Origin of the sequence: Sphingobium tyrosinilyticum (assembly GCF_042654265.1) — a bacterium.
In the GTDB taxonomy this organism is placed as follows: domain Bacteria; phylum Pseudomonadota; class Alphaproteobacteria; order Sphingomonadales; family Sphingomonadaceae; genus Sphingobium; species Sphingobium tyrosinilyticum.
Map to the genome: position 1 here is coordinate 93,238 of NZ_JBHSFZ010000005.1, position 11,492 is coordinate 104,729.

Consider the following 11,492-nt stretch of genomic DNA (forward strand, 5'->3'; position numbering starts at 1 on the left):
TGCCCCGGCGAAATCGCAAGTTGGGGCGGTCACACCGCCGGTCGTTCACCCGCCAGCGAACTGCGACAAGGCGATATAGGCCAGGATCACCGCGACGCCCGCTGACATGCCGCAAAGCAGATAACCGGCATAAAGAAGCATCGGCGGATGCGGCTTGGCCAGTTTCCGGTTACGTTGCGCTGCCGAAAGGATGATGCTGGCGAGCACACCATAAGTCAGTGCCGCGAATTCGAACATAACTCACTTTCTGTGGATAGAGGGCAGGCTCAATAAGCATGCAGGCTATTAAGGAAAGGTCATTGCGCTGCAACATTTCGACGGGACGAGGGTAACACGCGCCGACCCGTGGAACCTTTCCGTAACGATCTCGAAGGGGGGTGTCAGCGTCGCGGTGGCGCCAAGCTTACGGTCCATTCGCTTCCTCCCCTGAGCAAGGCCGTACCGATGCTAGCCTGTCTTCCCTGCAAAGCAGCGGCGATCGCGCGGTCCAGCGCTTCCCCGCGCGGTGCCTCGGTTCCCACCCTGGCCAGCATCCGTAGCAGCAGCCGCCTGAGAAGTTCACGCGGCAAATCCGTACGATTCAGCGCCCAAGTCGCCCCTTCCCCCCGCACATGCTGCGCCTCCAAGGCACTCACGCTCCAATCCAGCGCCTCTTCGCACTCCGCCAGCGCCGCTGCGCTTCGCACCGCCGACTGCGAGTCGATCCAATCGACCGCAGCAAGGTTTTGGCGAATCACCGCGCGATCAAACCGGGGATCGCTGTTGGAAGGATCGTTCATAAAGGGTAGCTGCCGTAGCCGCGCATAGTCCAACAACTGCGCCCGCCGCACCCCAAGCAAAGGACGCAAGATGTGCCCCTGCCGCGCCCGGATCCCGGCTAACCCATTGACGCCGGCCCCGCGATTCAGCCGCATAAGCATGGTTTCCAACTGATCGTCGGCATGATGCGCGGTGAAGATCCAGTCGATGCCTTGCTCGGCGCGCCATTCCTCCAAAGCTGCATAGCGCTGGCTCCGTGCCCATTGCTGGACATTGCCGGCCAAAGGCTCCGCGGGGTGCAGCACCTCATGTAAGATGCCCTGATCGCGGCACCATTCCGCCACCATCGCCGCTTCGTCCGCAGAAGCGCTCCGCAGCCCATGATCGACCGTTGCCGCCTTCACCCGCCCTGGAAAGACACGAGCGGCGAGGTCCAGCAAAGCCATGCTGTCCGGACCACCGGACACCGCGACACCGAAACGCAACGCATCACCCTCGCCCGCCAGCGCCCGAACGCTCTGCGCCAGCAGGGTCTCCAGACCAGCCTCAACCGATGGCGGCCGGGCCATGCCGCCCTAGCTGCACTTCGCCTTGGCGCGGCCCTTGTCCATCATGCCCCGCTGGCTGGCCGACAAGCTCGCGCCATAGACCTGCTCCAGCTCTGCATAGACCTTGCACGCATCGGCGGGCTTCTTCAGTTGGATCAGCGCTTCGCCGAGCCAGGCAAGGCTGTCGGCCGCGCGGTCGCCTTTGGGCCGCTTCTGATAATTTTCATAGAAGGTGACCGACGCGAGCGCAGGCTTGCCGTCGTCGAGATAGGCGCGGCCAAGCAGGTTCGCCGCGCGGCTTGCGACCGAGGCGGTCCCATATTTGTCAACGGTCGCCTTCAACTGGCTCTGCGCTTCAGGATAGAATTTGGCGTCCCAAAGCCGGTAGCCATAGCTGTAGGCATCAGCGGCCGCATCGCCGGTGGATGGGCGCTCGACCGCCGCGACCGCCGCTTTCCGTGCGTCGCTAGCCGCGCCATTGGTGCCGGGGGTAGGCTTCGGGGCAGCAGCAGCCGGATCGGCGGCTGGCGTACTCGGCCGCACAGGTGGAGGCGCAACGAACTCAGCGCGGCTCTGCTGTTCGGCCTTATATTTGTTGAACGCTTCTTCCAGCTGCCGGATCTTGAAACTGTTTTCTTCGACCTGTCCGGTCATGGAGGCAAGCTGCGATTCCAGCGCTCCGACGCGTGCGGTCAAATCGGCAACGGGCGAGGAAGACGGCGTGCCTGGCGGCGGGGCGGACGTCGCGGGGCGATTGATCTCCGCTTCCAGCGGCGCGCCTGCCGGGAACACCTTGCGCTGCACCGCGCGCATTTCCTTTTCCAGCCGGTCCACGCGCACGTCCAGCGCTACATTCTGCGCCACAGCGGAGGGTGCGAGCGCAACCAGCCCCGGCGCCCCCAGCAACAGGGCGGTTGTCGCAAATAAGGCGTAACGCATGATGATCCCCGACTTGAACATTTCCCCGGACAATGCGGCCACGCATGGCCGCACCTCTCCTCTTTAACCATAAGGCGATAATCGCTGCCGTAAAGCGCGACGTGCGGCGGCTCAAGGCCGTGCGGGATGCCACACTTACTCTGTGGCGGGCGGCGACCCCGGTGCAGGCGCGGCGGCAGGGACGGCAGGGGCAACGCTTCCGGTCACCGGCTGCGCGGGATGCGTTTGCGCCGCGGACGGCGTGGTCGGCGACACAGCGGCGGGCGCTGCGCGAGCCAGTAGCGCCGCTGCGGAGACGGGCACATCGGAAATCGTGCGATCGGGCGCGCCCAGCGGGGCGACCGGCTTGCCGCCGACCGAGACAGTCAGTGCTTGCGGCCGTCCGGTCAGGATCATCGGGTTGCGCGCGTTCGCAGGCAGGGTGAAGCTCTCACCCTTTTTCATGAGGCCGTCTTTCAGACGCTCGCCCGCCTCATCATAGATGCGCAGCCAGACATCGTCATTAGCGGTAAACACCACCGTCTGCACCACCGGCGCAGCAGCACGAACACCTGCGGCGGGCTTGGGCGCAGCGGCAGGCTTGGCCTGGTGGGCGGCGATTTCCTGCCCGGTGGGCGGCGTCAAAAATTGCGTGCGCCAGATTGTGAAGCCCGCCACCAGGATGATGACGATCGCTGCCGCCGTCCATGCCAGCACACGCGAAGGCACCCGCGCCGGATCGGCTGGCTCAAAGCTTTCGTAGCGATTTGCGCCCAGTTGCGATCCATGCACGGCGTTACGAACGTCGGCTGCAATCTCAACCTCGTCCAGACCGACCGCCCGCGCATAGGCACGCGCAAAGCCCACCGCATAGGGAATGCCCGGCAAGGCGGAATAATCGTCACGCTCGATCGCTTCCAGTTGACGCTGTGCGATGCGGGTGCGGGTCGCCACATCCTGCATCGACAGGCCCTGCGCCTCACGCGCGGCGCGCAGTTTCGCGCCGGGGGTGCTGGACTGCACATCCGGCACTGCTGCGCCGGTTTCCAGTTCGGGTTGTTCTGCCATGCTGCTCCGCGATCTTATAAGCCGGTCTTGTCTCATTCCGGCACAGGGATTGTCAACGCCGCCGCGGCGGCTCGCTCCCCATTTCCCCGTTCAATTCAGTTCGATGGCCCGCTCATTGGCCCAACCCGTCAGCGCGCCCCGCACATCGACGACGCCATCGTCGAGTAGCCCCCGCATCAATGCCTGCAATTCGGCTGCGTCGATGGCGCGGATCATCGCCTTGACGGGTCCAACGGACGCGGGCGTGATCGACAACCGCCGCACGCCCAGGCCCACCAGCGCCATCGCCTCCAGCGTCCGTCCGCCCATTTCGCCGCACACGCCGACCGGCACTTGATAGGCCTCGCAAGTCCGCACCACCCGATCGAGGAAGCGCAATATCGCGATGCTCAGCCAATCATAGCGCTCCGCCAGTCTCGGATGCGCCCGGTCGGCGGCAAAAAGGAACTGCGTCAGGTCATTGGTGCCGATCGACAGAAAATCCAGTTTCGGCAGCAGGATATCCAACACCTCGGCCAGTGCAGGCACCTCCAGCATCGCGCCATAACGGACCCCCGAGGGGACCTTCTTGCGCTGGGACAGCAGCCATTCGCGCTGATGCTCGACCAGTGCGCGCGCCTGCTCATATTCCCAGGGTTCCGACACCATCGGAAACATGATGTTGAGTATCTTGCCCGCCGACGCTTCCAGCAGTGCCCGCGCCTGCGCCTTCATCAGGCCATCGCGATCCAGAGCCAGGCGCAACGCACGCCAACCCATCGCCGGATTATCCTCCAGCTCATCATCGTCACGCTGCATATAGGGCAGCGCCTTGTCGCCGCCGATGTCGACGGTGCGGAAGATGACCGGCCGATCCCCCGCCGCGTCCAGCACATCCTTGTAAAGCCGCTGCTGCTTCTCCCGCTGCGGCAGGGTGGCGGAAACGAGGAACTGGAACTCGGTGCGAAACAGCCCGATACCATCCGCGCCCACCAGGTCGAGCGCCTGCGCATCTTCCCGCAAACCCGCATTGACCATCAACTCGATGCGCTGCCCGTCGGCCGTCACCGAAGGCAGGTCGCGCATCGCGGCAAATTCCGCGCGGCGCTTTTGCGTCACATGCAGCTTGTTCTCGAACGCCTCGTCCATGTCGGGCGTCGGGCGGATAAGCAGAGTATTGGATGTCACGTCCATCAGAATGAGGTCGCCCTCATTCACCTGATGGCGGATTTCGCGCACGCGGCCCAGCACAGGCACGCCCATGGCGCGCGCGACGATGGTGACATGGGCCGTCAGCGACCCTTCCTCCAGGATCACGCCCTTCAGCCGCCGGCGATCATATTCCAGCAGTTCGGCAGGCCCCAGGTTGCGAGCGATCAGGATCGCGTCCTGCCGCAGCCCAAGCTGCGCCGCCGTGCCAAGCTGGCCCGACACGATGCGCAGCAGCCGGTTCGCCAGATCCTCCAGATCGTGCATCCGGTCCTGCAACAGAGCATCGTCGATCTGCCGCATCCGCATCCGCGTCCGCTGCTGCACCCGCTCGATCGCGGCTTCTGCGGTCAGGCCGCTGTCGATCGCCTCGTTGATGCGCCGGATCCAGCCTTCGTCATAGGCGAACATCTTGTAGGTTTCGAGAACCTCCTGATGCTCGCCCTCGGTGCCGAACTCGGCCGTGCCGGTCATGCGGTCGATCTGCTCGCGCATCTTGGTGAAGGCGGAAATGACGCGCTGCCGTTCGGCCTCCGTATCCTCCGCGACCGTATGTTCGACATGGACGCGCGGCTGATGGAAGACGGCATGGCCACGCGCCATGCCCATCACCAGCTGCAGGCCGCCCAGCATGATCGTGCCGGTATCCTGCACGCGTGAATCCGCCGGGCCATCGTCGGCCAGCTCGGCATTGGCGATCAGTTCAGACAGGACCATGGCCACCGTCTGCAACGCCTCAATCTCGACCTCTTCATAGCGGCGCGGCTCCACATGCTGCACGCACAAGACGCCGATCGCCCGCTCGCGCCGTACGATCGGCACGCCCGCAAAGCTGTGGAACAGTTCCTCGCCCGTTTCCGGCCGATAGCTATAATCAGGATGCGCCGCCGCCTCGTCCAGGTTCAGCGTCTCCACATTGGTGGCGATCAGGCCGACAAGCCCCTCTCCCATCGCCATGCGGGTGACATGCACGGCTTCCTGCTTCAGGCCGCGGGTCGCGAACAGTTCCAGCACGCCCTCGCGCACCAGATAGATGGAGCATACTTCGCTGGAGAGCGCCTGGCCGATAATATCGACCACCTTGTTCAGCTTCGCCTGCGCGCTCGTTCGCGCGGCCATCACCTCCTGCAAACTGGTCAGGATTTGGCGGGCGGCGGCGGCGGGCGTCGTGGACATATACCAGCGCTAACAGATCACAGGGCTCCTTTCCAAGGGGAAGTCAGGGTTAATCAGAGCCGAAATCCATCAAAATGATCAAAAAACGCCAGGACACATTGTGGAAATGGAGCGGCGCTTCGTCTCCCCCATCGGAAATACATGCGGTTGGATGAAACAAGGGGACAGACGAAATGACCTTGATGTTGGAAAAGGACGCTCGCGAAGACCTGCTCGATCGCGGATATTCGCGCCGTAACCTCGGCAAGATCGCCGCCCTGCTGGGCGCAGGCGCCGCTGTGAATTCGATGCTGCTTCAGCCCGCCTTCGCGCAGCAGCAGGCCGCGCGCGGGATCAAGGGCGCGGTTCGGATCGGATCGAACGAATGTTGGGCAGGCCCCTTCCCCTCGGGCGTGGAAGCCGCCGCGCATGCCGCCTCATTCGGCAACTGGTATGATCCCGACAATTATAAGGGCGACCTCATCTCTACCGTCGCCAAGGTCGAAGGTATTCCGGACTCGCACGTCATGCTGTGGCCAGGGTCCGGCGGCCCGCTGGTGAGCATCGTCGCGGCCTATTGCTCGCCGACCAAGGGACTGGTCACGGCCGACCCAACCTTCGAATCCGCTTGGCGTACTGCCGATTACATGAAAGCGCCAATCGCCAAGGCCGCCCAGCCCGTCGGCAAGGGCAGCGACGTCAAGGCGATGCTCGCCGCCAATCCCAATGCGGGCCTCTATTATGTCTGCACGCCCAACAATCCGACCGGCACGATCACGCCGCTATCCGACATCAAATGGCTGCTCGACAACAAGCCGGCCGATGCGATGCTGCTGGTCGATGAAGCCTACATCCACTTCTCCCAAGCGCCCAGCGCCGTCAGCCTGATGGCCGGGCGCAAGGACATCATCGTCATGCGCACCTTCTCGAAGCTGTTCGGCATGGCGGGCATGCGCCTCGGCCTCACCTTCGCCGATCCTGAGGTGCAGAAGCGTATCATGCTGTTCGGCCCCAGCGCGGGCGGCCTGTCGATCACGGCCATGGCCTGCGGCAATGCCGTCTATACCGAGGCGGGGCTCATCAAGGCACGCCGTGACGAATGCGCCGCCAACCGGGCCGAAACCATCGCCTGGCTCACCAAGAAGGGCATCCCCGTTCAACCTGGTAGCCAAGCCAATATGTTCATGATGGACTGGAAAAAGCCCGCCAAGGACATGCAGACCGCTCTGCTCGGCACCCCGGAAAAGGTTCAGATCGGCCGCGCCTGGCCCATCTGGCCGACCGTATCGCGCGTCACGGTCGGCTCGTCCGACGACATGGCCAAGTTCCGCGCAGCCGTGGAGAAGGTCATCAAGGCATAAGCTCCCAAATCCTCCCCATCTCCGGATGGGGAGGATTCCCCTCCTTCAAGCCGTAGCCGCTGAAGTCTCGCACAATTCCTTGAACTGCGCCGCCATCTGATCCCAGCCCGGATGAAACCCCATCTTCTCATGGCGCTTCATCCCCTCGGCATCCCAATGCCGGGCCGTCGCGGTAAAGCGCGTGCCCTCCCCCTCATCGGCAAAGCTCCACAGATGAGTCATGAACGGCGTCTGCGGCACCCAGCCAGCGGCATAGGAATCGGTCGAAACCACCCGCTCGCCCGGCACCACCTCCAGGATGATGCCTTCCATCGGCCCGGTATCTTCGCCATCGGGACCAAACATGCGCACAGCACTACGGCCACTGGGGCGCAAATCCTCTTCAATGACTTCCGCGCGCCAGGGCTTTGGGCAGAACCACTGGTCCTTCAGGTCCGTCCAGACCTTCCACGCAATCTCGCGCGGGGCGTCGATGTGACAGCTGACCGACAGCTCAAACTCTGCGCCGCTCATCGCGTTTCTCCCTTGAAGGCCGCCTTCATCCTGGCGGTATCCAGCTTCTGCATGGTCATCATCTCCGCCATCATCCGCTGGATGCCGGGTCCATCGCCGGTCTTGTAAAGGTCCATGATGCCCTGCGTCGCCAATTGCCAGGACAGGCCATATTTATCCTTCAGCCAGCCGCACGGCCCCGGCGAACCGCCCTCGGCGGTAAGGGCGTCGAAATAGCGATCGATCTCCGCCTGATCCTTGCAGGCGACGGAGAGCGAAACCGCTTCGGTAAAGCGGAATTCCGGCCCACCGTTCAACGCCTGATAGCTGTCGCCGAACAGGGTGAATTCGACCATCAGCACATCACCGCCTTTAAAGGGGGCCGGAACAGGCGGGTTCTCCGGATAACGGCTGATGAAATCCACCGATCCGCCAAAGACCGATACATAGAAGCGCGCAGCTTCCTCGGCCTGCCCATTATACCACAGGCAGGGTGAAATCCTGGACATGAGTCCTTCTCCTACGTTCAGCCGTTGCGCATGCCGACCAGCGCGAACATCGCGCCTTGCGGATCGCTACCCTGAATGATCCAGGCGCCGCCTGGCACTTCCATCGGCCCGTTCAGCACGGTGCCGCCGCCCGCCTTCACTCTCTCGACCGCCTCATCGATGTCAGGCACGACGAAGTAGAAAAGCCACAGCGGCATGGGCATTTCCGTGGGCCGCGCCATCATGCCGCCCGCCATCTCGTTGAACTCGGTCGCGCCGGACATGGAGAAAAGCTGATAGCTGCCCATCGGCCCCATATCCATCGCCTCGCCCTTCCCCCAGCCGAACTGCGACGTGTAGAAGGCGAGGTCCTTGTCGAAGTCGCCGCTATACAATTCGTGCCAGCCCACATGGCCATTCGCCATGGCCGGGGCAGCCTGCATCTCGCCTGGGCCTTCGCCCTTCAGCAGCATGAAGATCGCGCCGCCCGGATCGCCCATCACCGCAAAGCGCCCCACGCCAGGAATATCTTCCGGCGCGCGCTTCATGCTGCCTCCGGCCTCGGTCAGCCGTTTGGCATCGGCGTCCACATCGGCCGAACCGATATAGCCGCCCCACCAGGGCCGCATGCCATGATCCTTGAGCGGAGCCGGGATCGCCATGATGCCGCCCATCTCTCCCGCGCTGGCGGAAATCACATGATAGGTGTCGCCCTGCAGATCCTCGCCAAATGGCTCCGTGGTCCAGCCGACAACGTCGCTATAAAAGCGGATCGCGCCCTCCGGGTCGCTGGTCATCAGTTCATACCAAAAGAATTTGCCGTTCAGATCGGTCATCGTCCGTCTCCTGTCAGGCCCGCTCGTCGAGCAACACCTCAAAGCCGCCGTAGATAAGCCGCGCGCCGGAAAAGGGCATGGCCTCGCCCTCCTTGGGCTGCATACGAGGATCTTTCATGACCTTCTCCGCGCCTGCATCGCGCGTTTCCTTGTCAGGCCATTCTACCCAGGAGAAGACGACATCCTCATCGTCCTCCGCGATGACGGCGGTGCGGAAGTCGTTGACCTTGCCGGGCTTGATGTCGTTCGCCCAGCATTCGACGACCCTCAGCGCGCCATGTTCAAGGAAGATAGGGGCGGCATAGGCCGCGACCTCCTTGTATCTCTGCTTGTTACCCTTGGGCACGGGGATTACGAAACCGTCCATATAGGCCATCGTCTCTCTCCTCTTGGACCAGATCTAATCGTGCCAGAGTCAGGCGGCCGCCTCCTCGTGCGCCGCCATGGCCGCATCCATGTCCATCCATGACACTTCCCAAATATGGCCATCCAGATCGGCGAAGCTGCGGCCGTACATGAAGCCATAATCCTGTCGCGGATTGGGCTCGGTTCCACCTGCGGCCAACGCCTTTTCCGCGGTGGCATCCACGTCCCCCCGGCTTACCTCGCTTAGCGCCAGCAGGACCTGCGCGGTTTCATGCGCATCGGGAATCTTGCGCGGCGTGAAGCTCGCGAAACGCTCATGCGTCATGATCATCACATGAATCGTGTCGGAAAAACTGACCATCTGCGTACTGTCATCCGCAAACTCATTATTCCTGACCGCGCCCACCGCTTCATAGAAGCCGATCGACGCAGCCAAATCCTTCACCGGCAGATTGATGAAAATCATCTTCGGAGCGTCTGGCATCACATATCTCCTTAGGATTTTGGGCGGGCAGCGCTTCGAACAAAGGTGGCGGAGCGACTCACCGGCTTGATCTTTCTGCACCTCTAACTTATCTTATGCAACATCAAAGTTAGAAAATATAACCAAGGACTCGGGACGTGAAGAAGCGGGCATATCAGGACGGCTGCGCCGTCGCCCATGCGCTCGACCTGATCGGCGATCGGTGGGCGATGCCCATCATGCGGGAATTGATGCTGGGGCCCAAGCGCTTCACTGATTTGCGCGCCAGCCTGCCCGGAATCAGCGCCAATGTGCTGACGCAGAGACTGGAGGAGTTGGAGGCCGCCAGCGTCCTCGTCCGCCGCCGGCTACCACCGCCTGCGGCCAGCCAGATCTATGAACTGACCGACTGGGGCCGCGAGTCGGAAATACTGTTCCAAGTCCTTGGCCGCTGGGCCTGCCGCTCCCCCACGATGCAGCCGGGCATGCCCATGAGCAACGTGTCGGTCGTCCTCTCGATGCGCACCATGATCGATCGCGGCCGCATTGGCGATCTCGACGCCACCATCGGTTTCCGCTTCGGCGAAGAGGAGTTCCGCGCGTTCCTGAAGGATGGCGACTTCACCATCGACCGGGGCCCCGCCGAAGGAGCGGACGCGATCATAAGCGGAGACCAGAACGCCTTGGCAGCGGTGGTCTATGGCGGCCAACAATTTGACGACATGGGTTCCGCTCTACAGGTCGAAGGCGACTGCGCCCTAGCCAAACGCTTTGTGAGCCTCTTCCCCCTGCCCCCCAAGGCCCCATCAACCTACGTTGCCACCTGACGCACCCGCCTCCCCTCGGGCTGAGCCTGTCGCAGCGCCTTTTCTTCGAACGGTTGAGCGGCCCCATTTGGCGGCCATTTGCCCCCAAACGCGCTACTTCGCCGGCTTCGTCAGCGGAAATGTCGGCACAATCACACGGGTCGTCGGCGGCACCAGCGGCGCGCCGCTCCCCTCTTGCGGCCTTGGAATCGGTGCAACGCTGGGCGGCGGCACAAACCCTGCGCCTAGTTCCTTGGGCGGCGTGGGCGGAGGCGGCAGCGGCGTCGGAGACACCACTACGCTCACCGTCCCGCCAAAGCGCGACTGCCATTCGGCCAACCGCCGCAGATAATCGGCATAGGCTTCGTAAAATTCCTGGAACGGCTTCTCTAGGGCAGTCAGCGCTTCGGGCGCATAAGCCAGCAACTGATTGGACGGCATCGCCAGGATCTTCGCGCCCACTTCGATCGCGACCGGACAGAAGCTTTTCGTCACCGGCGGCAGCGAGAAGAAATTATAGACGACCGTATTCAGCAGCTCCCGCGACTGCAGCCCACCGCTTCCATAAGCCGCCGTATAGTTGCGGTCCACGGCCGCATTGGCCTCCCGCAGCACCGCCTGATGCACATGGAGGATCTGATTATATTGCAACCGCGCCGGTTCGTTCACGCCATGACAGGAAAGCGCCGCCACGTTCAGCGCCATCCGCACATGCCAGAGTGCGGTGTTAGCCGTCACGCCGCGATTGGGAGTCAGATATGAGCCGCTGGCATCGACATCAGGAATGCTCATGCCTTCTACCGCGCCCATGGGCGGTAAGGGCTTGATCGTCCGCACAAGCGGCGGCGGCGGCGTGGGTGGAGCCTTTTTAGGTGTCGAACAACCAGCGACCAGCGCCAATGTGGTCAAGCAAGCAAGCTGCCATGAACGGCGATAAGCGGCACGCGACAGCAACTTCAGGTCCCTCTGCGATGAGTATCGGTCAGGAAAACTCATGGCAAAGGCCAGCGTTCCTGGCGATGGATGCGGGACTCAGTTCAGCGG

At 63.0% G+C, this 11,492-nt stretch carries 13 protein-coding genes; 2 read left to right on the top strand and 11 right to left on the bottom strand.

Annotated elements, in window-relative coordinates; all coding sequences use genetic code 11:
• Positions 1-45 precede the first annotated feature (45 nt).
• From ACFO3E_RS03825 to ptsP, 5 genes are all read right to left on the bottom strand, one after another.
• Positions 46-237 carry a hypothetical protein gene (locus ACFO3E_RS03825; RefSeq protein ID WP_066524676.1) on the bottom strand — a complete coding sequence of 64 codons (192 nt, stop codon included), beginning with the start codon at positions 235-237 and terminating at the stop codon, positions 46-48.
• Positions 238-380: 143 nt separating this feature from the next.
• Positions 381-1,328 carry a tRNA lysidine(34) synthetase TilS gene (gene tilS / locus ACFO3E_RS03830; protein ID WP_380802609.1) on the bottom strand — a complete coding sequence of 316 codons (948 nt, stop codon included), beginning with the start codon at positions 1,326-1,328 and terminating at the stop codon, positions 381-383.
• Positions 1,329-1,334: 6 nt separating this feature from the next.
• On the bottom strand, positions 1,335-2,246 hold the full coding sequence (locus ACFO3E_RS03835) for a tetratricopeptide repeat protein (protein WP_380802733.1): 912 nt from the start codon (positions 2,244-2,246) through the stop codon (positions 1,335-1,337).
• Positions 2,247-2,381: 135 nt separating this feature from the next.
• On the bottom strand, positions 2,382-3,293 hold the full coding sequence (locus ACFO3E_RS03840) for a helix-turn-helix domain-containing protein (protein WP_380802612.1): 912 nt from the start codon (positions 3,291-3,293) through the stop codon (positions 2,382-2,384).
• 90 nt (positions 3,294-3,383) lie between these two features.
• Positions 3,384-5,657 (bottom strand): phosphoenolpyruvate--protein phosphotransferase, encoded by a 2,274-nt coding sequence (gene ptsP / locus ACFO3E_RS03845; protein ID WP_066524682.1) that lies wholly within the window; start codon positions 5,655-5,657, stop codon positions 3,384-3,386.
• A gap of 173 nt (positions 5,658-5,830) precedes the next feature.
• Between ptsP and ACFO3E_RS03850 the strand changes: the two genes are divergently transcribed.
• Positions 5,831-6,997: a pyridoxal phosphate-dependent aminotransferase gene (locus ACFO3E_RS03850; protein WP_380802614.1), complete on the top strand. Its 1,167-nt coding sequence runs from the start codon at positions 5,831-5,833 to the stop codon at positions 6,995-6,997.
• 45 nt (positions 6,998-7,042) lie between these two features.
• Here the strand turns inward: ACFO3E_RS03850 and ACFO3E_RS03855 are convergent, their stop codons facing one another.
• Genes ACFO3E_RS03855 through ACFO3E_RS03875 form a run of 5 tightly spaced genes read right to left on the bottom strand, consistent with a single transcriptional unit; the run spans position 7,043 to position 9,663 of the window.
• The gene (locus tag ACFO3E_RS03855; protein ID WP_380802616.1) at positions 7,043-7,510 is read right to left on the bottom strand and encodes an SRPBCC domain-containing protein; all 468 of its coding nucleotides are present in this window, start codon (positions 7,508-7,510) and stop codon (positions 7,043-7,045) included.
• The gene (locus ACFO3E_RS03860) at positions 7,507-7,998 is read right to left on the bottom strand and encodes a VOC family protein (protein WP_380802619.1); all 492 of its coding nucleotides are present in this window, start codon (positions 7,996-7,998) and stop codon (positions 7,507-7,509) included. The genes ACFO3E_RS03855 and ACFO3E_RS03860 overlap by 4 nt, the downstream gene beginning before the upstream one ends.
• A gap of 17 nt (positions 7,999-8,015) precedes the next feature.
• Positions 8,016-8,813: a VOC family protein gene (locus ACFO3E_RS03865; protein WP_380802621.1), complete on the bottom strand. Its 798-nt coding sequence runs from the start codon at positions 8,811-8,813 to the stop codon at positions 8,016-8,018.
• A gap of 13 nt (positions 8,814-8,826) precedes the next feature.
• On the bottom strand, positions 8,827-9,189 hold the full coding sequence (locus ACFO3E_RS03870; protein ID WP_380802623.1) for a DUF1428 domain-containing protein: 363 nt from the start codon (positions 9,187-9,189) through the stop codon (positions 8,827-8,829).
• Positions 9,190-9,228: 39 nt separating this feature from the next.
• Complete coding sequence (locus ACFO3E_RS03875; RefSeq protein WP_066524690.1) at positions 9,229-9,663, bottom strand: VOC family protein; 435 nt, start codon at positions 9,661-9,663, stop codon at positions 9,229-9,231.
• Between the two features lie 137 nt (positions 9,664-9,800).
• Between ACFO3E_RS03875 and ACFO3E_RS03880 the strand changes: the two genes are divergently transcribed.
• Positions 9,801-10,469, top strand: coding sequence for a winged helix-turn-helix transcriptional regulator (locus tag ACFO3E_RS03880; RefSeq protein ID WP_380802625.1), 669 nt, complete (start codon positions 9,801-9,803; stop codon positions 10,467-10,469).
• Between the two features lie 93 nt (positions 10,470-10,562).
• Here the strand turns inward: ACFO3E_RS03880 and ACFO3E_RS03885 are convergent, their stop codons facing one another.
• Positions 10,563-11,444, bottom strand: coding sequence for a hypothetical protein (locus ACFO3E_RS03885; RefSeq protein ID WP_380802627.1), 882 nt, complete (start codon positions 11,442-11,444; stop codon positions 10,563-10,565).
• Between the last annotated feature and the right edge of the window lie 48 nt (positions 11,445-11,492).